This window comes from Pseudoalteromonas sp. T1lg122, assembly GCF_002964825.1.
Lineage (GTDB): Bacteria > Pseudomonadota > Gammaproteobacteria > Enterobacterales > Alteromonadaceae > Pseudoalteromonas > Pseudoalteromonas gelatinilytica.
This window is the reverse complement of the sequence record NZ_PQCG01000032.1, coordinates 752443-775074: the sequence shown is the minus strand read 5'-3', so window position 1 is coordinate 775074 and position 22632 is coordinate 752443. Positions and strand designations below refer to the sequence as shown.

Genomic DNA, 22632 nt, shown 5'->3' with positions numbered 1-22632 from the left:
TCTGAAAGTTGATACAACAGGCGCCAGCTCGCTTATTAATTAAGCGACACGAAAACTAACTAGACGCAGTGAATAGCACAGTATAACAGCATTATTCAATTCTGACTAGCTGTTGCTGCCTTTTAACGCTTGTGTCAGTAAGTGGCATTCTAGCCTTTCTTCGCTGCTTAAGCCTTGGGTTTTGTCTTTTATTAATAGGGTCTCTAGTCGATAATTTAAACACTGGTCTTCAATAAATTTAAAAGTATTTTTAAAAACCGTCTCTAAACGATCGTCATTTATTTGGTGCTGCCAAGTTGCTAACTTCACTAGCGCGTCATATTCAGCGCCACCCCTAAATGACTCTAAAATTTGTGCGGTGGTGACACCTTCACGCTCTAGGGCTAAATGCTGAATGCGTAAAAATAATTCAATACCCGCGATTTTCATTTCTGCTAATTCTGGCATATAGGCTATGCTGGTCGCCAAATTAGGGTGTTGCAATAAAATCCCAATGGCTTGGCGCATCGGTGTGATTTTAAATTTTCGTTCAATAGCATGTTGCTGTTTTGGCGATTTAACGCGGTTATTTAATTGCTCCCGCGTACGACCAATTAAACGGCCAAGATGTTCCAAAATATTTTCTTGGTAAAAATCACTGGGGATTTTTTCAATTAGCGGTAGGGCATCACTGAGTAGTTTTGCTTTACCTGCATCTTGAGTGAGATCAACCTCTTGGCTGAGCTTATTAAACAGCACCTTGGTAAAATCATCTGCTTCACTTAATCTTGCTTCAAAAGCGTCTTTACCTTCTTTTTGTACTAGCGAATCAGGGTCTTCACCGTCTGGTAAAAACACGAACTTCAATGATTTACCATCTGCAAGATAAGGAAGCGCATTCTCAAGCGCTCGCCATGCTGCATCACGACCAGCGCGGTCACCATCGTAACAACAAATCACTTTATCTGTGGTTCTAAATAACGTGTGCATATGCTCTGCAGTGGTGGCTGTGCCAAGGGCTGCGACAGCATATTCAATGCCTTGCTCGGCTAGAGCAACGACATCCATGTAGCCTTCAACAATTAAAATATGGTCGAGCTTTTTGTGAGCTTGCTTTGCTTCGTATAATCCATAGAGCTCAAAGCCTTTGTGGAAGATACGGGTTTCTGGTGAGTTAAGGTACTTAGGACCTTGATCCGCCTGCATAACTCGGCCACCAAACGCAATAACTCGACCACGTTTATCGCGAATAGGGAACATGAGTCGGTCACGGAAAAAGTCAAATTGACGACCTGGCGATTTTTCAGACGCAAGCTTTAGCTCAATGAGCTGCTCTTTTTGATCTTTATTGCGGCCAAGTTGCTGGCATAGCGCTTCCCATTCGCTCGGGGCATAGCCAATCATGAACTTTTTCGCTGTTTCTCCGCTTAAGCCACGACCTTTGATATAGTCGATAACCGTTTTCGAGTTGGCATGATGCTTTAATTGATGCTGATAAAAGCGTGCTGCGTGTAACATTAAATCGTAATCAGAGCGCTTTTGTTCGGCTGTACGTTGTGGGCCTGAGCTGCCCCCTTGTTCACGAGGTACGTCTAAATTGAGCATACTCGCTAACTCTTCAATGGCATCAACGAATTCTAATTTGTCGTATTCCATAACAAATGAAATTGCATTGCCATTGGCACCACAACCAAAGCAGTGGTAAAACTGTTTATCTTGAGAAACGGTAAAAGAGGGTGACTTTTCGTTGTGGAATGGGCAACAGGCTTGGTAGTCTTTACCTGCTTTTTTTAGGCCAACTCTCGAATCAATTAACTCAACAATATCTGTGCGGGCGAGTAAATCATCAATAAACTGTCGAGGGATCTTTCCGGCCATAGCTGTTGTTTTTTCCTGCGCTATCTTTGCGTTCTAAAATAAGATTTGAACACAATTACTGTGTTTATGAAAGACTAAAAGCAAGAAACCGAGCACTAGGCTCGGTTTGCTTGAATCATACATCTGTATGTGGGGGTTAGGCAGTTAATCGTTGCTTGATTAAGCCAGAAATCTTACCTAAATCGGCACGACCTTCAGCTTTGCTTTTGATAACTCCCATTACCTTACCCATGTCTTGCATACCCGCTGCATTTGTATCAGCAATAGCCGAGTCAATAAGAGCAATGATTTCTTCTTCACTCAATTGTTGAGGTAAGAATTCTTCAAGTGCTTTAATCTCATTGGCTTCAATTTCAGCTAAATCTTCACGGCCCGCATCAATGTACTGGGTGTAAGAATCGCGACGTTGTTTTACAAGCTTCACTAGAACAGCGGTAATACCGTCGTCATCAAGTGTAATTTGCTCGTCAATTTCACGTTGCTTGATTGCTGCAAGTACCATGCGGATTGGCTTAAGACGTTCTTTGTCTTTTGCCTTCATCGCATCTTTTTGCGCATCTTTTAGCGTTAATAAAAGGCTCATTTATACAAGACCAAATACTGATTAGTATAATTTAACGCGACGTGCGTTATCGCGAGAAAGCTTCTTCATGTGACGCTTTACTGCAGCAGCTTTTTTACGCTTACGCTCAGCTGTTGGTTTTTCATAGTGTTCGCGACGACGAACTTCTGAAAGGATACCTGCTTTTTCACATGAACGCTTGAAGCGACGAAGTGCTACGTCAAACGGTTCGTTCTCTCTTACTTTAATTACTGGCATTAAAAATTCACCTACCTAAATAATGAGCGTTGCTCAAGTTGATCAAATAACGATCAAGTGGTTCAAAAATGGTGCGGTATTGTAATCCGAAGCAACACCACATGTAAAGGATAATATTAACAGAAACTACGTTTGCAAAACAGTGTTAATTTGCCTCTCGCTGATATAAGCGGCAAATCACTTGTCCGGCGGTTTTTTCTTTTAAAAGCATCCAGTTATCTGGAATGTCAAGGCTGTTTAATTCGCTTTCGACTTCAACATATATTAGCGCTTGGGCAGTTAACCAGTTATTTTCTTCGAGTAAAAAACAAGTTTTTTCAGCTAAGTTTTGTCGAAATGGCGGGTCAACAAAAACCAAATCAAATTGCTCGTTTTGCGCATTATTAGCTAATAGAGAAAGGCTATTATCTTGTTTAATCACTGCATTATCTAATTTAAGCGTGCTAATATTTTCTTTTAGCTGAATAGCGGCACCTTTATCGAGCTCAAAAAAGGTAGCGCGTTGAGCAAAGCGAGATAAAGCTTCAAACCCTAAGCCGCCAGAACCGGCAAAGCAGTCAAGAACAGCTGCGCCTCGGGTATCTTGCATTAGCCAGTTAAACACCGTTTCTTTAATGCGATCTGTGGTTGGACGTAACCCTTGCACATCTTTTACAGGGAGTTTCCTACCTCGAAATTGTCCGCTAATGATACGAATAAAGCCATTTGCTGATTTATTGTTCGTTGCTTTCACTTGGCGGTTAGCTGTTGATTTTTTTCTCATTTAATTCACTAATCATTGGTAACTGACCCCTAGCTCAGATAATATTGTATGCAATAGCTAGCGTGTCATTTTTCTACTGCGCTAAAAGTGATAGTATTGCGACCTTAGCGATAGATGGTACCTGTTTATGTTTGGCTAAAATGCTGAACTGTCACCAAACTATTATTCATGTAAGTTTATCAGATTTTTATAAGTGGTTATTAGCAAGTATGGCAAAAAAAAGTAAATTCCTGTCTTGGTTTGGTTTTGGCAAATCAGATAAGCAACAAGCAGAGCAAGCAGCAAAAGAGGCTGATAACCAGAAGCAAATAGAAGAACAACAGCGAATTGAAGCCGAAAAGGCAGAAGCTGAACGTTTAGAACAAGAACGCATTGCGGCAGAAAAGGCAGAAGCTGAACGTGTAGAGCAAGAGCGTATCGCTGCAGAAAAGGCAGAAACGGAGCGTTTAGAACAAGAACGCTTTGCTGCAGAAAAAGCAGAAGCTGAGCGTTTAGAGCAAGAGCGTATCGCTGCAGAAAAGGCAGAAGCGGAGCGTTTAGCTCAAGAGCAGCAAGCGGCAGAACAACAACGTCAAGAACAACAAGCTCGTCTTGCTGAGCAAGAAGCAGCAATGAAATTAGAGCAAGAACGTGCTGCAGCAGAACAGGCGCAGCGTGAAGCCGAGCAAATTGCTGCAGAAAAGGCAGAGGCAGAGCGTGTAGAACAAGAACGCATTGCGGCAGAAAAGGCAGAAGCTGAACGTCTAGAGCAAGAACGCATTGCTGCAGAAAAGGCAGAATCGGAACGTTTAGAGCAAGAACGTATCGCGGCAGAAAAGGAAGAAGCGGAGCGCATAGAACAAGAACGCATTGCTGCAGAAAAAGCAGAAGCGGATCGTCTAGAGCAAGAACGTATTGCTGCAGAGAAGGCAGAGGCGGATCGTTTAGAGCAAGAACGCATTGCTGCTGAAAAAGCAGAAGCGGATCGTCTAGAACAAGAACGAATTGCTGCAGAGAAGGCAGAAGCTGCTCGCCTAGAGCAAGAACGTATCGCAGCAGAAAAGGCCGAGGCAGAACGTTTAGAGCAAGAGCGTATTGCTGCTGAAAAAGCACAAGCGGAACGTTTAGAACAAGAGCGCATTGCTGCTGAAAAAGCACAAGCGGAGCGCTTAGAGCAAGAACGTATCGCGGCAGAAAAAGTGGAAGCAGAGCGTTTAGAGCAAGAACGCATTGCGGCAGAAAAAGCGGAAGCAGAGCGCCTAGAGCAAGAGAAAGCTGCTCAAGCCGCTGCTGAAAAACCTAAGAAAGAAGGTTTCTTTGCACGTCTTAAAAAAGGTCTATTAAAAACTCGCGTTAATATCGGTTCTGGTTTTGCGTCTATATTTAGCGGTAAGAAAATTGACGATGAGTTATTTGAAGAACTAGAAACACAATTACTGACAGCCGATTTAGGTGTTGATACAACAATGAAGTTGATTGATAACCTAACCGATGCAGCCGATCGTAAGCAGTTAAAAGATGGCGATGCTTTATACGAGTTAATGAAGCAAGAAATGGCAAGTATGCTTAAAACCGCTGAGCAGCCGTTGGTTGTAAGCGGTGAGAAAAAGCCATTTGTTATCTTAATGGTGGGTGTAAATGGTGTAGGTAAAACCACCACGATTGGTAAATTAGCGAAGCAGTTCCAAAACGAAGGTAAGTCAGTGATGCTTGCTGCGGGTGATACCTTCCGTGCTGCAGCGGTTGAACAGCTGCAAGTATGGGGTGAGCGTAATAGCATTCCTGTGATTGCTCAACATACAGGTGCAGACAGTGCGTCAGTGGTTTTTGATGCATTTCAGGCGGCAAAAGCCCGTAATGTTGACGTGTTAATCGCCGATACAGCAGGGCGCTTGCAAAATAAAGATAACTTAATGCAAGAGCTTGAAAAAATTGCCCGTGTAATGAAGAAAATTGACCCAGATGCACCGCATGAAGTTATGCTAACTATTGATGCAGGTACAGGTCAAAACGCAATTAGCCAAGTTAAATTATTTAATGAATGTGTTGGTTTAACGGGCATTACTTTATCTAAACTAGATGGTACCGCTAAAGGTGGTGTGATTTTCGCCGTTGCAGATAAATTTAATATCCCAATTCGTTACATTGGTGTTGGTGAAGGTATTGATGATTTACGTACCTTTAATAGTAGTGACTTTATTGATGCACTATTTAGCCAAGACGAGGATGACGCATAATTAACTAAAGGGAGCTTGCTCCCTTTTTCGCTGCAAGATGATTGATAACTAAAATGATAAATTTTCAGCAAGTCAGTAAAACATACCCAGGTGGCCATCGTGCCCTTGAAAAAGTCAGCTTTCATATTAAGCCTGGCGAATTGGCCTTTTTAACCGGGCACAGTGGTGCAGGTAAAAGTACCCTATTGAAGCTTATTAGCTTGATGGAGCGCCCATCGGCAGGGCAGGTGCTTATAAATGGTGTTGATTTGAATGCGGTTAAATCACGCCAGATCCCATATGTACGCCGCGATATTGGTATCATCTTTCAGAATCACCGCTTACTAGAACGCTATTCAGTGTTTGATAATGTTGCCTTACCTTTAATTATTGAAGGCACGCACCACAAGCAAATAGCTAAACGTGTTCACGGTGCGCTTGATAAAGTTGGGTTACTTGATAAAGCGAAGTGTAATCCAGCAACCTTATCAGGTGGTGAGCAGCAGCGTGTTGGTATTGCTCGTGCTATCGTCAATTCACCGCCAATTCTATTAGCTGATGAGCCAACCGGTAACTTAGACCCTGAGCTTTCAATGGACATATTACGTTTATTCGAAGACTTTAATAATCATGGCACAACCGTACTGATTGCAACCCATGACATTGGCTTAATTGCGCGTATGCGTTATCGCAGCCTAACACTGAAAGATGGCCGTATGATTGACGATCCGTTAGCTGAGGGGGCACTATGAGTTTATTGTTTAAAAGCCGCAACAGCCAAAACGAACGTCAGAAAAAGTCATTTTTAGCAGCGCCTTATTTCTTCTTTATTAATCTTATTCGTCAAGGTGTGCATAGCTTAGGTGAAATGTGGCGAACACCTCTTGCTTCATTGATGACCATTGCCGTTTTAGGATTAAGCTTAACGCTGCCAGCGACACTTTATTTAGTGGTTAAAAATGTATCGCAAGTAAGCACTGGCTTTGAAGATGCAGCAGAGATTTCGTTGTTCGTAAAAGAAACTATGAGCGAACAACAAACACAAACCTTGGTTAAGCGTTTAGCACTCTACCCTGAAGTAGATAAAGTGGAGTTTGTATCAAAGGGCGACGCCCTCACTGAATTTAAACAAGTATCAGGATTTGGCCAAGCACTTGAATATTTAGATGCGAACCCGTTACCAGATGTTGTTATTGTTACACCGACAGCACGATACCGTCAGCCAAATACGGCAAAACAATTACTGCAAAAGCTTGAAGCCGAAAGAGAAATTGATTTTGGTAAACTCGATATTGCTTGGCTTGAGCGATTAAATGCACTTTTAAGTTTATTAAAAGAAAGCGTGATCACCATTGCTCTACTATTATTAACCTCCGTCACCCTGATCATTGGTAATACTATCCGCTTATCAATCATGGATAAGAAAGATGAAATTCAAGTGATGAAGTTAGTTGGGGCGACAAACACCTTTATTCATGCACCATTTTTATGGACAGGGATTTGGTACGGTATTATTGGCGGTTTGTTCTCTTTTATTTGTGTTGCATTAATGATGTGGTGGCTTGGTGCTGCTGTAAGTGATGTTGCGGGTGTTTATGAAACCAGCTTTGATTTAATTGGTTTAACACTCTCAGAGTTTGGCATTTTAGTCGCGCTTGCAACAGGCTTAGGATTTGTTGGTTCTTACTTATCAGTTAACCGCTACATAAAAGAAATTGAACCCGATAAAGTGTAATACCAATCGACTTAAGTATTTAACCAATCTAGCGAGCTAAATAAAGCGCTAACTGCGTTATAAATTTTTCATGTAGAACTACTATATGTCAAAATATATGCCTTGTTATCACTTCATTTATCTGTCGCTATAATTGGTCAGTAACTTAACACGATTGGTATGAATTTTTTGTTACACTGCTCTTTTAGCGATAAAATAGTAGTCGCTGTTAATTTATCAAAATATCACTCCAAGCTAGAATTCATCTCTTATTCAGCGTGTTAGCGTAGACTAAAAATAGATACAAAAACCACTTGATTTGAACTTTAAAAAAGTTTTTAATTGAAGTTAGCACTCTCGCTTAAAGAGTGCTAAGATGGTTTCAAATGTTTATCACTGAGGTGAAAAATGAGTAAAGATTTATACGCAATGGCACTTACTGCAGGTCAACAGAGCGCAAGTATGGACGGCTACCTTCAAGCGGTTAGCACTATTCCTATGCTTGATGCAGAGAAAGAAAAGCAGTTGGCGACACGTCTTCAGGAAGAAGGTGATCTTGAAGCTGCGAAGCAACTCATTATGTCGCATCTACGCTTTGTTGCTCATATTGCGAAAAGCTATTCAGGTTATGGCTTACCGCAAGCTGATTTAATTCAGGAAGGTAACATTGGTCTGATGAAAGCGGTAAAACGTTTCGACCCAAGTGTAGGTGTTCGCTTAGTTTCATTCGCAGTACACTGGATCAAAGCCGAAATTCATGAATACGTACTTAAAAACTGGCGTATCGTGAAAGTTGCAACAACAAAAGCGCAACGTAAATTATTCTTCAACCTACGTAAAAACAAAAAGCGTTTAGGTTGGTTTAACCAAGCAGAGGTTAGCACCGTTGCTAATGAGCTAGGTGTAAGTGAAAAAGAAGTACGTGAGATGGAATCACGTATGAGTGGCCAAGATATGGGCTTTGACTTAACGGGCGACGACAATGACGACGCACCGACAAGCACATACTCGCCAGTACAGTATTTAACAGATGGCAGTGCTGACCTTGCTGATGATATCGAAGAGCAGCAATGGCAAGAACAGTCTCATGCACGTTTATTCAGCGCGTTAAAAACCCTTGATGAGCGCTCACAAGACATCGTAAGTGCGCGTTGGTTAGCTGACGACAAAGCAACACTGCAAGAGCTTGCTGAGAAATATAACGTTTCTGCAGAGCGTGTTCGCCAGCTAGAAAAAACAGCGATGAAAAAGCTGCAATCAGCAATGAGCTAATAGCAATCGCTATAGCAAACCATCTTTAGTAGACTACAAAGCCTCGCAAATGCGGGGCTTTTTGTTTTAAAGGACGCGGTATGTCACAGATTGATTATCAACAAGTATTAGATGAAATCACAAGAGAAGTTCAACCATTACTGAGCCAAGGTAAGGTTGCTGATTATATTCCTGCGCTTGCAGAGGTTGAGCCAAACCAGTTCGCTATTGCGATTCATACAGTGGATGGGCAAACCTATTGTGCGGGTGATTGTGGTGCGCGATTCACGATTCAATCTGTGTCTAAGGTAATGACCTTAACCTTAGCACTTCAACGTTATGGTGATGAGCTGTGGCAACGAGTTGGTAAAGAGCCTTCAGGCACTGCTTTTAACTCTCTTACACAGCTTGAATTTGAGCAAGGCATACCACGCAACCCGTTCATCAACGCTGGTGCGATTGTTACCTGTGATGCTTTATATAGCCGTTTATCTGCACCGATGCATTCAATGCTTGAGTCATTTCGTCAGTTATCAGGGAATGCTCAGGTTGTTATTGATAAGAAAGTGGCAAATTCTGAGTATGAGTTTCGTCATCGTAATGCCGCGATGGCGCATCTAATGAAGTCATTCGGCAACTTTAATAATGAAGTGGATGATGTGTTATGGGCCTATTTTAACTTCTGTGCTATTGAACTGAACTGTTTAGAATTAGCAAAAGCTTACAATTACCTTGCTAATCAAGGCAAAGATGCCAACGGCAATAAAGTGTTGAGTGCAAGACAAAATAAACAACTAAACTCGTTATTGTTTACCAGTGGTTTATACGATGCTGCAGGGGATTTTGGCTACCGTGTTGGCATGCCGGGTAAGTCAGGGGTGTCGGGTACCATATTAGCTGTGCTACCGAATCAATTTACTGTGGCTGTTTGGGCGCCAAGACTTAACTCGTATGGTAACTCAGTAGCTGGGATAGCGGCCCTTGAGCGTTTATCCCAGAAACTGGATATTTCGATTTTTTAGTGGAGATTACTGATCCCAGTAAACTTGCTCTAAACAATCTTCACGTTCAGGTAAACCACGCGATAAACGTGGCGAATGCTGAACAAGTACTTCATAACTTGCACGGTTAGCGTATTTACTAATTTGTGCAAGCGATGAATACGTCATAGCAGGCTGCTGATGTTTCGCTGAGTTTGCCACATTAAGTTTGTGATAAACGTTTGCTGATAAGTCATGCAGTACCGCAGCTAGCGCACAGTCGCCTGCACCATTGGTATTTTTAATGCTGTCTGGACCACCCATAAACGGTGCGGTGTGGCTGTATGCACGAATTGGGTGTTGGCAGTCCTCTTTACGCATTGCGCGCGAAAATTCATAACGGTTAAAGTCAGCAATAGCGCCTGGCAAGAGCGGGTACTCTGTCTCACGCTTGAAAGATTCGTCTACGTAACCGGCCATAAACAAGCCTTTTTCGCCGGCCGTACAAATAACTAAATCAGTCCAGTCTAGTGCTTTGTCAGCAGCTAGAAGTGGATCTTCAAAGCCAGTGATAGCTAAACCTTCTTCTTCGTTCATCGCAAGAATGTCGACATGCTTTTTGACAAACTCTGCCCACCAAGTTGGGTCTTGTTCAATCAAGAACTTAGTACCGAGTGTTAAAACCACAGGCACACCGGCATCATTGGCATATTTCACTGCCTGCATGGTAGCTTCAGTCATGGTTTCATCACCTTGCGTACGCATTAAGTATGCGCTGATCACCAATGCTGAAGAGTTCTCGATGAGTTCTTTATCGATAGATTCAGGACGAAGGTGATTCATAAGCCCCGCGCTGATCGCGAAGGTACGTTCACCGGTTTCGTCAATAAGAGTAAAACAGCGACCAATTGGGCCATCGACAGGTTGAAGATAATCAAGATCAACGCGGCTAGATGTATTACATAAAAAACGATATGCATAGCTGCCGATTTTGATATTTTCACTCATTACCCCTAACAGCACCGAGCGGTCATCAGCTAGGGTTGAGTAGTTGTGCATGGTGTTACCCACCGTACCACCGGCAAACTCATAGTCGATCATGTTGTCGAGTTTCAGTCTGTCGTATAACGCATTGGTAATATCGCTATCGATCACTTGCGACATGCCACGGCGCAATTGAAATTCATCTAGGAAAGCTTGATCAACTTTCGCTTCAATATCCACCACAATTTGGTCGATACCCGTAATATAACTACGTTGTAGTCGTTCGGTTGAGTTAAGTTGATTTGTTAGTGGATCTTTGGCTTCCACCGGAAAATAATGTTTATGCCTGCGGCGTCCAGGAAATTTCATTTGCTACCCGTGTTGTAAGCTAAATAAAAAAAGCGCGAGATTATAGCGCAATATGGGTCCATTGAGCCATGAAAAAGCCGCTAAAATTTGCGTTAATTTTTTAGTGTAGCAGTATTTATTGCCCTTTTTATTTACTAACTAGGTATAATTACTCACAGTTTTACAAGATTTGTGTGATATATGAGCGAACAATTTAGCGACGAGTATTGGATGGAAAAAGCATTAAACTACGCCAATGAAGCGGCTGCGATTAATGAAATTCCGGTTGGTGCTGTGCTGGTAAAAGACAATCAACAGATATCTTATGGCTATAACCGCTCAATTACCGATAACGATCCATCTGCTCATGCTGAAATGATGGCAATCCGCGAAGCAGGTAAAGTACTTAATAATTATCGACTAATAGATTGCACCTTATATGTAACGTTAGAGCCCTGTTCGATGTGCGCAGGCTTGTTGGTTCATAGTCGTATAAAGCGACTAGTGTTTGGTGCCAAAGATGCAAAAACGGGATCGGCAGGATCAATTATGAATTTGCTACAAGAACCCAGACTTAATCACCAAGTTGAAGTAACCAGCGATGTTATGGGGGAGCAGTGTGGGGCGGTGATATCTCAGTTTTTTAAGCGTCGTAGAGAAGAGAAAAAGGCGGCAAAGCTGGCAGCTCGCAACGCCTAGTTATACAACCGGCGTTGCAGGAATTTGAGCTTCCATTAACTGCATCGCAAATAAGCGGCGACGCCAAATAACTTTTTTATGCGTGTTACGCAGCATGATACGACGGCGTGTCGCTGTCGAGTAAATAACATTACGCTTGAACTTGTGTGTCTTGCGTCTTCTTTTTAACATGTGTGCTCCTTAAGTGAGAGTAAAGCATGGCATGGTCCATTCCATTTCTACTAGAAGATAATGATCATTTGATGACAAGTAAACAGATTTCGGTGCTTGAAGTTAGTTGTTTTCTGACTTCTGTTGCTCTGTGTTGCTTTGTTGAGTGTTGTCGCTTGGTTTTTTTTCGCTCGCCTCTGTTGCAGGTTTTGCTTCTTCAGCGGTTTGTTGCTCGCTCTCGGGATCCGCAATTGCATCATTTTCGTCAAGCCAAACCAAGGCATCGTAATAACGACGAATGTTATCAACATACTGTACAGCAACATCGCCCCGAGCATAACCATATTTGGTTTTACGGTAATAACGTTTTTTAATTAAAAGCGGTAAGCGTTTTTTTACATCAGCCCATTTGTCGGGGCTTGCCCCTTCTTGTTCGGTAATAATCCGCGCGTCATTGACGTGTCCCCAGCCGACATTGTAAGACGCTAAGGCAAACCAGGTTCGATCGGGTTGCGGAATACGGTCTGGAATGCGAGAAATTAATTGTTCTAAATACTCAGCCCCCCCTTTGATATTTTGCTCTGGAGCTAGGCGGTTGCTTACACCAACATGTTTTGCCGTTGCTTGAGTGAGCATCATTATGCCACGCACACCCGTTGGTGACTTCGCTTTTGGGTTCCACATTGATTCTTGGTAGCTCAGCGCGGCGAGTAGTCGCCAATCTATGTTACCTGCGTATTGCTCGAACCAAGGTTGGTACTTAGGTAAAGTGTCTTTTATTGCTTCGATATACGCTAGCGTATTCACATAATTGAATTGGCGAACATGACCGAAGTATTTTTCTTCTAGCACATAAAGCTGGTTGCTTTGTTTTACATCGCCAAAAAATGGCACCATTAAGGCATATAATGAGTCGTCACCATCTTTTCTAAGTAGCCAAGCGATAGGGTCATTGCGGGTAACCGAGAAACCTATACTCAAATTTGGGTGATAGCGGCGAAATAGTGATAGGGTGTGTGAATCTGCTAAGGTGTAATCAATTTCACCGTCGATGACAGCTTGTAAAAGCTCTTCTTCATCCATGTCTTCTGTTTCGTTCCAGCTAAGTTCTGGATTGAGCTGTTTTAATTGTTGTAGTGCCAGCGAGTGACTGCTTTTGGCTAGAACAGTCAGGTTGCCTGTTAAATCTGCAAACTCACGTGGTCTATTACGGCCTTGTTTATAAACTAGTTTTTGGCTAATGCTACGATAGGTGGGGCCAAACCGATAATGCTCAGCACGAATTGTATTATAGGTAAGACCCGAGGCAATAAGATCTAAATCACCACTTTCTAAACGCGCAAACATATCGGAGAGATTGAAAAAAGGCACCATTTCGAGTTCAACACCGACATAGTCAGCAAATTCTTGCGCTAACTCATATTCAAAGCCTTGCACACCTTGTGGTGCTTGATAGTAATTACTCGCGCCAGCTAATGTGCCGACTCTAATTTTGTTCTGTGCCTTGATATGTGCAAGCTGCGAAGATTGCTGTTGCATATCGCACGCACATAACATGAGCACTAAACTAAAAATAGCGAGTAACTTTTGCATAGATTATAAATGCCCCTTAAACCATTACCTTACCGTTATAGCAAAACTTCAAAGCCGCGTCACTTGGCGAATAGTTTTAGTTATCTATTTAAAAATTAATAACAATAACAGGGTTGCTGAGAGATAAGTCATACAGAACAAGAACCTGCAGAGAAATAAAGAGTACTAAGTTGGTTAATTGTTGCGACCATAATAGCGGTTATGAAGATTATTTAAATAAAAGCGTAATTTTGAGTTAAATCTAGACGTTATTTGCACTATAATATGCGCCTAAAATATCGTTCAATCCCTAACCCCGGATGAAAATACCTATGTTGATCCTTCGTGGTGCACCAGCACTTTCCGATTTTAGAGTTCAGAAAATTTTAGCGCGTTGCCAACAGGCACAACTTCCAGTCACTGACGTTTACGCTGAGTTCATGCATTTTGCTGATCTTACAGCTGAGCTTTCAGCTGATGAGCAAACAAAGCTTGAAAAGCTGCTTACTTATGGTCCAACGATTGCCGAGCACACCCCTGCTGGCACGTTAATTCTTGTAACGCCGCGTCCTGGTACTATCTCGCCTTGGGCATCAAAAGCAACTGATATCGCACATAACTGTGGCTTAAGCCAAGTCCACCGTGTTGAGCGTGGTATTGCATACTACGTTGAAGGTAATCTATCAGCTGAGCAAACAGCTGAAGTTGCAGCGTTATTACATGACCGTATGACTGAAGCAACGCACGCGGATATGGCTGATGCAGCTAAATTGTTCCGTCACGACGAACCACGTCCAATGTCATCAGTTGACATTTTAGGTGGTGGCCGTGAAGCGCTTGCAAAAGCAAACGTTGAGCAAGGTTTTGCGCTTGCAGAAGACGAAATTGATTACTTGGTAGAAAACTTCCTAAAGTTAGGGCGTAACCCGAACGACATCGAATTATTCATGTTTGCACAAGCAAACTCTGAGCATTGTCGTCATAAAATCTTTAACGCTGATTGGACAATCGATGGCATCGAACAGCCAAAATCATTGTTCAAAATGATCAAAAATACCTATGAGCAACACCCTGAAAACGTGTTATCTGCATATAAAGATAACGCTGCGGTAATGAAGGGTTCTGTAGCGGGTCGTTTCTTCCCGAATAGTGAAGGCGAGTACGCATACCATCAAGAGAACATCGAAATCTTGATGAAAGTTGAAACGCACAACCACCCAACAGCGATTGCGCCATTCTCAGGTGCATCAACAGGTTCTGGTGGTGAAATTCGTGATGAAGGTGCTACAGGCCGTGGTTCTAAGCCTAAAGCTGGTTTAGTTGGTTTCACTGTATCTAACCTACGAATTCCTGGTTACGAGCAACCATGGGAAAGCGATTTTGGTAAGCCAGGTCGTATCGTTAATGCACTGGATATCATGACTGAAGGTCCATTAGGTGGCGCGGCATTCAATAACGAATTTGGTCGTCCTAACTTACTTGGTTACTTCCGTACATACGAAGAAAAAGTATCAAGCCATAATGGTGAAGAAGTACGTGGTTACCACAAGCCAATCATGCTTGCAGGTGGTTTAGGTAACATTCGTTCTGAGCATGTTCAAAAAGGTGAAATCCCTGTAGGTGCAAAACTTATCGCACTAGGTGGTCCGGCAATGAACATCGGTCTTGGTGGTGGTGCTGCGTCTAGTATGACATCAGGCCAATCAAACGAAGACTTAGACTTTGCATCGGTACAACGTGAAAACCCAGAAATGGAACGTCGTTGTCAGGAAGTTATCGATAAATGTTGGCAGCTAGGTGATGCAAACCCAATCGCTTTCATCCACGATGTGGGTGCAGGTGGTCTTTCAAACGCATTCCCTGAGCTTGTAGACGACGGTGGTCGTGGTGGTAAATTCCAACTTCGTGATATTCCAAACGATGAGCCGGGTATGGCACCACACGAAATTTGGTGTAACGAATCTCAAGAGCGTTACGTATTAGCGGTTGCTGCTGAAGACTTCGCGCGCTTTGAAGCAATCTGTAAACGTGAACGTGCACAATATGCGGTTATTGGTGAAGCGACAGAAGAGCGTCACTTAACGGTTGAAGATAGCCACTTCGGTAACAACCCTGTTGATCTTCCGCTTGATGTTTTACTTGGTAAAGCACCAAAAATGCACCGTGAAGTGGAATCTAAAAAAGCGCAATCACAGCCATTAGACGTTGCTAACATTGATGCGGCAGATGCTGCACAGCGTTTATTACGCTTACCAACGATTGCTGAAAAAACATTCTTAATCACCATTGGTGACCGTACGGTAACGGGTTTAGTTGCGCGTGACCAAATGGTCGGTCCTTGGCAGGTGCCAGTAGCAAACTGTGCGGTAACAGCCGCTGCGTTTGATACTTACCACGGTGAAGCAATGTCACTAGGTGAACGTACACCAGCTGCACTTTTAAACTACGGTGCTTCTGCTCGTTTAGCTGTGGCTGAGTCACTAACGAACATCGCGTGTGCGAACATCGGTGGCCTTGAAAATATCAAGCTATCTGCAAACTGGATGGCCGCAGCTGGTCACCCTGGCGAAGATGCAGGTCTTTACGAAGCTGTTAAAGCGGTGGGTGAAGAGCTTTGTCCGGCGCTTGGTTTAACTATCCCTGTCGGTAAAGACTCAATGTCGATGAAAACTCAATGGGATGAAAACGGTGAGCAAAAATCAGTTACTGCACCATTATCACTGATCATTACTGCTTTTGGTCGTGTTGAAGATGTGCGTAAAACAGTGACACCAGAACTTCGTACTGATAAAGGTGAGTCATCACTACTATTAGTTGATTTAGGTGCGGGTCAAAACCGTATGGGTGCATCAAGCCTTGCACAGGTTTATAAGCAACTAGGTGATGTGACACCTGATGTTGATAACCCAGCACTATTAAAAGGTTTCTATGAAGCAATGCAAGCGCTTGTTGCTGATAACAAGTTACTTGCTTACCATGACCGTTCTGATGGTGGTTTATTCACGACTATCGCTGAAATGGCATTTGCTGGTCACACGGGTGTAACTGTTGACCTTGCTGGCTTAACAGGTTCAGACATCGAAGCGCTTTATAATGAAGAGCTAGGTGCAGTTATCCAAGTGGCAAACGCTGACTTAGACGCAGTGAAAGCAGTTCTTGCAGATCACGGCTTAGCAGCTATCAGCCATGAAATTGGTGCACTAAACGCTGATGACCGCGTGCTATTCACTCGTGGTGATGATGTGGTTCTTAACCATACGCGTACTGAGCTTCGTACGATTTGGGCAGAAACAACTTATCAAATGCAGGCACGTCGTGATAACCCTGAGTGTGCTAAGCAAGAGTTTGACGCTAAATTTGACGCAAAAGACCCAGGTCTTAACGTAAAACTAAGCTTTGACTTAAACGAAGATGTTGCAGCGCCTTACATTGCAACTGGTGCGAAGCCGAAAATGGCGATTCTACGTGAGCAAGGCGTTAACTCTCACTTAGAAATGGCTGCGGCATTTAACCGTGCAGGCTTTGCAGCGGTTGACGTGCACATGAGCGACATTCTTGAAGGTCGTTTAACACTTGAGCAATTTAAAGGCTTAGTGGCATGTGGTGGTTTCTCTTACGGTGACGTATTAGGTGCAGGTGAAGGCTGGGCTAAGTCAATCTTATTTAATGAGATGGCGCGTGAGCAGTTCCAAAGCTTCTTCCACCGCGAAGATACATTCAGCTTAGGTGTGTGTAATGGCTGTCAAATGCTTTCAACATTGAAAGAATTGATCCCAGGCACTGAGCATTGGCCACGTTTCGTAACGAATAAGTCAGAGCGTTTTGAAGCTCGCTTTAGCCTTGTAGAAGTGCAAGAAAACCCATCGGTATTCTTTAATGGTATGGCTGGTTCACGTATGCCTATCGCTGTTTCACATGGTGAAGGTCATGCTGAGTTCGCAAACGCTGATGCAGTTAAAGCAGCGCTTGAGTCAGGTACTGTGGCAGTGAAGTTTGTTGATAACTACGGTAACCCAACAACGCAATACCCAGCTAACCCGAATGGCTCACCAGAAGGTATCACAGGTATTACTTCTACTGACGGTCGTGCAACGGTGATGATGCCGCACCCAGAGCGTGTATTCCGTACGGTTGCTAACTCATGGCACCCAGATGAGTGGCGCGAAGATAGCCCATGGATGCGTATGTTCCGCAACGCTCGTAAAAACGTTGGCTAGAACTTAGTTATGTACCTAGCTATACAAGCTAGGTTCATACAAACCGTTTAAACTAAAAAGGCTGCACTATCATGTGTGGCCTTTTTGTTTATAATGACGCTAGTTGCTAGTAAGTGTAAGTTCAAAGGCAAGGAGAGTTTTTTGAGTTTTAAGCGAGCGTGTATTGGGTTGCTAGGGATCGTGCTAAGCATGGCACTGCTGGCGTATCTGTTCAGACTGCCACTGACATCGTGGTACTTAACGCCTATGCTCAGTAAAAATGGCGTTGCGCTTCACTGTGTTGATTGGTCATTAACTCGCAAGCTTGATTTGAATATCGAGAAATTATGCTTAACCTACCAAGGACAGCAAATTGAGTTAGCTGGCATTATTGCGAATAAGCAACAGGTTAGTGTTTCTCGCGCTAACCTCATCGTTAGTGACCTTATAAATAAACAACAACCAGACGCTTCACAGACTGAATTTAAAAAGCTTGCCTTGGTATTACCCGAGCAAAGACCGCTAATAAACATTGAGCAGCTTGATGTAGTCTCACCGTTTACCGACACCCCTGTTAGGTTGGCGATACAAGAAAAACGCCTAAACCATTTTACGATTTCGCGGGATCTTAATGCAGACGTTGCAATATCTAATTATGAAGTCAAAGCCAACATCACGTTTGATGAGCAAGTGGCAGAGCGATTCGTAACATTGCCAACAAGCAGCCATTTTACCACTCAATCACAGATTAAGTTTGATGGAATTACAGTTGGAATTGAAAGCTCAATCAATGCAAGTTATCAGCATGCTCTAGCGCAATGCGACTTAGGTTTTGCTAGTGAAGGGCAATTGAGTGCTAAGTATCAATTAAATCAACAGCATTTATACGCGGATTTATCAGCTTTACAAAATCAACTTAGTGCAAACCGAGACTGCTTAAACACCATCGCAGACCAGCAGCATCAATCATTTGTTGAAGCGCAGTTACCGCTTACTTGGCAGTTACACATTGAAAAACCAGTTAGTGTAGAAGGTAAGTTGCTATCAATCCCAACTGTAAAGCTGCAAGCTATAGAAGGGCAAAGTGAGGTGACAGTCAGTAATACGACCCTTTCTTTACAGGATCCGCTGGCATCACTTAATAGCCAAGTTAGCATTGATTTTAATAGTAAAGATATTGATGAGCTTAAGCTAAACGCACATTTGCATGAAGAGAACGTCAGCGCTGATTTTCAACTGTCGTTGGATTCACTCCCTGCATTTTTAGATTTTCAGGCTGATGGCGCTCTGGTTAAGGGGATTGGGGCTAAAGGAAAGCTAAATATCGATGACTTATTTACTAGCCCTACAGCTAAACTGAATACTAATATCAGTGTTAAAAATGCCCTAATATCGGGTGCACAGATAGCTGATTTTACCAGCGTAATTGACGCTGAGCATAATGCCCAGCGGCACCTAGTTGTTAACGCTAATAGCAAAGTTAAATCATTAACTTATGATGATATGAATGCAGCAAAAATCAGCAATGAGCTTACTCTTAGTACAGATCTCAGTGTGGGGGAGTTATTTGTTGATATTGATGCCAAAACCACGGCCGCTAAATTATCAACAGCAGAGCTCACCTTAAATAAGTTGTCAGTCGTTTCAAAGGCTCTTCAAAGCCGCGCCTTGCAGGCAACGCATCATGTATTTGCAGATGGTTTTGAAGCACTTGTTAGTCATCATATGTCTGAGGTTGCGCACCCATTTGAATTGGTGATACCAGAGCAGGCAGTATCCAAGCTAAACCCGATAATTGCTCAGTTTGAGCCGCTTGCTACCGTCACTGATGGGGTTGTTTCAGGCATTATAAAAGGGGATGTAAATCTTCAACAAGCACAAGGGCGCGTGCAAATAAGTAAATTCAGTGCGCTTTATAATGATTACCTAGCGAATGATTTTGCAGTGAATTTGAACGGCACGTTTAATTCAGGGCAGCTTAATATTGCAGCGACTAAATTTACACTCAATGAACTGCGCGCAGGTGCCGTGGTCAAAAATATACAAGGTCAGTTGCAGGTAACGGCTAATCAGCCTTGCGCAGCTAATCTAACTGGTCAGGTTATGGGCGGGGCATTTGTGGTGAATAAGTACTGCCCACTCAGTGATAACCAAACAGCGACTGTTAAATTTGAAAATATTGATGCCAGCAAATTGGTCACCCTTGATGCTGAATCAGGGATTAGCTTAAGTGGGCGCTTAGCAGGCACCTTACCCGTAGTAATAAGTAAACAGGGCATTGAGGTAAAGCAAGGGCAGTTAGTTAATCAGGGTGATGGTAAATTACTGATCACCAATAATGCGGGTTTTGACGCTGTAAAAGCGCAGCAACAGGAACTGAGTACCACGCTGAGTTTACTCGAGAATTTAGATATTAAAAAACTACGTAGCAGTGTTAACCTCAAACCGGATGGATGGTTGCATTTAGGTGTTAATTTAGAGGGTTATAATGAAGCCCAGCAGCAAGCAGTGAACTTTAATTATAATCATGAAGAGAATGTATTTACTTTACTTAGAGCGCTGCGTTTAAGTGATGAAATTACTCAAAGAGTTGAGAAAGAGTATGCAAAAAAAGGAAGCAATGATGGCTAAGTGGTTAGTAATGCTGACGGCAGTAGGCATGCTGAGTGCCTGTACGCACCGTGTTGAGGTGGCAGCAAAAGAGCCGATTACAATCAACTTAAATGTAAAAGTTGACCATGAGATCCGCGTAAAAGTGGATAAAGAACTTGATACCTTATTCAGTGATGACAGCGAATTATTCTAAGGAGCACACATGCGTAAATTACAACTTAAAAAACTAAATGTGATCACCTTGATCAGTGCTGTTTGTTTATCTTTCTCTGCTTGGGCTATCAGCCTTGATGATGCAAAAAGCCAAGGCTTAGTAGGTGAAGACAGCTCAGGCTATTTAGGTTTAGTGGTTAATAACAGCGAAGCAAAAGCGGTCGTTGATGAAATTAATGCAAAGCGTAAAGAGCAATATTTAAAACTTGCGAAAAAGAACAATCTTTCGTTAGCGCAAGTTGAAGCCCTTGCAGCTGCTAAAACTATCGAAAAAACGAAGCCGGGTCACTACATTGAAGTGAACGGTGAGTGGGTAAAAAAATAACTCACTAAATTTAATCGCTATAAAAAACAAAAAGCCAGCATTGCTGGCTTTTTATCTTTATAACGCCGGTAGGTGTTAGCGCTTATCGATGCAGTTTTGCAGCAGCTGCTGCCAAAAGTCGATGCCTTTGCGTCTTGCAAGTTTAATATTGTGCTCTGGGATCGATTCAGGTTCATCGTAGTTATCTAACGCTTCGCTCATACTGGCTTCGCGGATCAGATGCAGTGTTGGGTAAGGTGCACGATTCGTATAGTTTGCAGCATCGCTGTCATCGCTATCAGCAAATACATAGTCAGGATGAAAGTTGGCTATTTGATACTTACCTTCATAGCCTTGTGCAGCTAAAAGCGCATTGGCTAAATCGACTAAATCTAAGAACTCTTCAAAATCCTTAAAGCCTTGCTCAAACATTAACAAAGTAGTTTCGCGCTCTGCAAGTTGGTCTAATGCGCTACACTGCTCAAGCATATCCATTACTGCATCATCAAGCGTAATAGACTGACTGATTTGATAATGAATGCAATTGCTTTCAACTTCTTTACGGGCAAACGGGCAGAAATTGTATTTTACGATTACGCTTGATACCCATTCGCGCATTTGTATTTCTGGGCGATTCATCGCTTGCTTTGAAGTCACATTATTTCTCTATTCTATTTTACTTTTCTATCTTACTTTTCTAAGTAATGCTCAATTAAATTAACCGTTTTACTGATGGCGCCTTGATTGTTAGCAACGCATTTCTGAGCTTGCTGACCGAGCTTAATCGTCTTTTGTACATCAGTACTCAAAGCGATAAGTGTGTCAGCAAGGTGATTTTCATCGGTAACGGTTTTAGCTCCTTGAGCACTAATCAGCTCAGGATAAATATGGTCAAAGTTATAGGTATGAGGACCTGCTACTACGCCAACAGAAAACGCTGCTGACTCTAACGGATTATGCCGCCTCGCTCGATTAAACTACCACCAACATAGCTGATGTTTGCCACACCATATAAGCATTGTAACTCACCTAACGTGTCAGCTAACACAACTTGTTGGTTGTTATAGTTATCTTCACTGCGACGACTAAAGCTCAAATTTGAGTTTTTTAATATCTCCGCGACTTTATCAAATTGCTCTGGGTGACGTGGAGCAATAATCAAAAGTGCGTGGGGTAACGCTTTTAACAGCTTTTCATGAGCAGTTAAAATAAGCTCATGTTCAACAGGGTGAGTGGAGCCTGCAACCCAGATAAAGCGCTCGTTGTTATACTGTTTTTTTAGTGCTGCAACTTTATTTAATTGCTCTTCTGTAGGTGTGATATCAAATTTAATTGAGCCAAATACGCGTGCCTTTTCAGGCTTTAAACCAAGTTCAATAAAACGTTTGGCATCATTTTGATTATGACTAGCAAGATCGCTAATAGACTGCATTATCACCTTAGTTAAAGGCATTACCTTTTGGTAGCCTTGCTGTGATTTAGCTGAAAGCCGGGCATTTAGAACAAGTACTTTTGTACCGGTGTTGTTGCTTTGTGCCATAAGGTTTGGCCAAAGCTCAGTTTCTAAAATACACAGTACCTTTGGCTGGATACGTTTTAAAAATCGATTCGTAGCGAAGAAAAAATCAATCGGTAAATAACAGCAGCTAACTGCATCTTTAAAGTTATTTTTTATTTGCTCGCGACCCGTTGGGGTATTACAGGTTACTAAAATAGTAAGTGTTGGATTTTCTGATTGAACGGCCTTAATAAGCGGCGTTGCTGCTAACACTTCCCCTACAGAGGCACAATGGAAAACAACATCGTGATGTGACAAATTCGAAAAGCCAAAGCGCTCAGCAAAATGCTCACGGTAACCCTTATTCTTTTTGCCACGTAAAACATACAGGTAAAAAACAACCAGTGGGCTTAGTAGGTATAAAAGTAAAGAGTATAAAATGCGCGCCATAATTTTTAATATACAGAGTTTTAGG

At 42.6% G+C, this 22632-nt stretch carries 18 protein-coding genes and 1 pseudogene; 10 read left to right on the top strand and 9 right to left on the bottom strand.

Going from position 1 to position 22632, the window contains the following annotated elements; translation table 11 throughout:
• Positions 1–105: 105 nt before the first annotated feature.
• From dnaG to rsmD, 4 genes are all read right to left on the bottom strand, one after another.
• Positions 106–1857: a DNA primase gene (gene dnaG, locus C2M33_RS15935; protein WP_105174885.1), complete on the bottom strand. Its 1752-nt coding sequence runs from the start codon at positions 1855–1857 to the stop codon at positions 106–108.
• A 136-nt stretch (positions 1858–1993) separates the two neighbouring features.
• On the bottom strand, positions 1994–2440 hold the full coding sequence (locus tag C2M33_RS15930; protein WP_062568695.1) for a GatB/YqeY domain-containing protein: 447 nt from the start codon (positions 2438–2440) through the stop codon (positions 1994–1996).
• Between the two features lie 21 nt (positions 2441–2461).
• Positions 2462–2677, bottom strand: a complete 216-nt coding sequence (gene rpsU / locus C2M33_RS15925; RefSeq protein ID WP_002957797.1) for a 30S ribosomal protein S21 — start codon at positions 2675–2677, stop codon at positions 2462–2464.
• A 145-nt stretch (positions 2678–2822) separates the two neighbouring features.
• The gene (rsmD, locus tag C2M33_RS15920; protein ID WP_105174884.1) at positions 2823–3440 is read right to left on the bottom strand and encodes a 16S rRNA (guanine(966)-N(2))-methyltransferase RsmD; all 618 of its coding nucleotides are present in this window, start codon (positions 3438–3440) and stop codon (positions 2823–2825) included.
• Positions 3441–3649: 209 nt separating this feature from the next.
• Between rsmD and ftsY the strand changes: the two genes are divergently transcribed.
• From ftsY to glsB, 5 genes are all read left to right on the top strand, one after another.
• Entirely contained in the window at positions 3650–5656 is a 2007-nt protein-coding gene (gene ftsY, locus C2M33_RS15915) for a signal recognition particle-docking protein FtsY (protein ID WP_105174922.1), read from the top strand.
• Positions 5657–5709: 53 nt separating this feature from the next.
• Complete coding sequence (ftsE, locus tag C2M33_RS15910; protein WP_054560978.1) at positions 5710–6387, top strand: cell division ATP-binding protein FtsE; 678 nt, start codon at positions 5710–5712, stop codon at positions 6385–6387.
• On the top strand, positions 6384–7370 hold the full coding sequence (gene ftsX, locus C2M33_RS15905; RefSeq protein WP_105174883.1) for a permease-like cell division protein FtsX: 987 nt from the start codon (positions 6384–6386) through the stop codon (positions 7368–7370). The genes ftsE and ftsX overlap by 4 nt, the downstream gene beginning before the upstream one ends.
• Positions 7371–7757: 387 nt before the next feature.
• Complete coding sequence (rpoH, locus tag C2M33_RS15900) at positions 7758–8621, top strand: RNA polymerase sigma factor RpoH (RefSeq protein ID WP_054551048.1); 864 nt, start codon at positions 7758–7760, stop codon at positions 8619–8621.
• 80 nt (positions 8622–8701) lie between these two features.
• A complete protein-coding gene (gene glsB, locus C2M33_RS15895) occupies positions 8702–9622 on the top strand; it encodes a glutaminase B (protein ID WP_105174882.1) in 921 nt (306 codons plus the stop codon).
• Between the two features lie 6 nt (positions 9623–9628).
• Here glsB and C2M33_RS15890 read toward each other — a convergent pair whose 3' ends face one another.
• Positions 9629–10933 (bottom strand): inosine/guanosine kinase, encoded by a 1305-nt coding sequence (locus C2M33_RS15890; RefSeq protein WP_063703044.1) that lies wholly within the window; start codon positions 10931–10933, stop codon positions 9629–9631.
• A 180-nt stretch (positions 10934–11113) separates the two neighbouring features.
• Here C2M33_RS15890 and tadA point away from each other — a divergent pair, with 180 nt between their 5' ends.
• Positions 11114–11611: a tRNA adenosine(34) deaminase TadA gene (gene tadA / locus C2M33_RS15885; protein WP_105174881.1), complete on the top strand. Its 498-nt coding sequence runs from the start codon at positions 11114–11116 to the stop codon at positions 11609–11611.
• Here the strand turns inward: tadA and C2M33_RS21210 are convergent, their stop codons facing one another.
• Positions 11612–11782: a hypothetical protein gene (locus C2M33_RS21210; RefSeq protein WP_167350237.1), complete on the bottom strand. Its 171-nt coding sequence runs from the start codon at positions 11780–11782 to the stop codon at positions 11612–11614.
• Positions 11783–11884: 102 nt separating this feature from the next.
• Positions 11885–13354 (bottom strand): membrane-bound lytic murein transglycosylase MltF, encoded by a 1470-nt coding sequence (mltF, locus tag C2M33_RS15880; RefSeq protein WP_105174880.1) that lies wholly within the window; start codon positions 13352–13354, stop codon positions 11885–11887.
• A 311-nt stretch (positions 13355–13665) separates the two neighbouring features.
• On the opposite strand from mltF, the gene purL reads away from it, so the two are divergent.
• The 4 genes from purL to C2M33_RS15860 all read left to right on the top strand — a co-directional run bounded on the left by purL (position 13666) and on the right by C2M33_RS15860 (position 20680).
• The gene (purL, locus tag C2M33_RS15875) at positions 13666–17550 is read left to right on the top strand and encodes a phosphoribosylformylglycinamidine synthase (protein ID WP_105174879.1); all 3885 of its coding nucleotides are present in this window, start codon (positions 13666–13668) and stop codon (positions 17548–17550) included.
• Between the two features lie 141 nt (positions 17551–17691).
• On the top strand, positions 17692–20160 hold the full coding sequence (locus C2M33_RS15870) for a YdbH domain-containing protein (protein WP_158685597.1): 2469 nt from the start codon (positions 17692–17694) through the stop codon (positions 20158–20160).
• Positions 20153–20335: a YnbE family lipoprotein gene (locus tag C2M33_RS15865; protein WP_054551055.1), complete on the top strand. Its 183-nt coding sequence runs from the start codon at positions 20153–20155 to the stop codon at positions 20333–20335. Before C2M33_RS15870 ends, C2M33_RS15865 begins: the two co-directional genes overlap by 8 nt.
• Before the next feature lie 9 nt (positions 20336–20344).
• Positions 20345–20680, top strand: coding sequence for a YdbL family protein (locus C2M33_RS15860; RefSeq protein ID WP_054551056.1), 336 nt, complete (start codon positions 20345–20347; stop codon positions 20678–20680).
• Positions 20681–20755: 75 nt separating this feature from the next.
• Here the strand turns inward: C2M33_RS15860 and C2M33_RS15855 are convergent, their stop codons facing one another.
• Complete coding sequence (locus tag C2M33_RS15855) at positions 20756–21298, bottom strand: DUF1415 domain-containing protein (protein WP_105174921.1); 543 nt, start codon at positions 21296–21298, stop codon at positions 20756–20758.
• Positions 21299–21348: 50 nt separating this feature from the next.
• Positions 21349–22607: pseudogene (waaA, locus tag C2M33_RS15850) on the bottom strand (lipid IV(A) 3-deoxy-D-manno-octulosonic acid transferase).
• Positions 22608–22632: the final 25 nt, after the last annotated feature.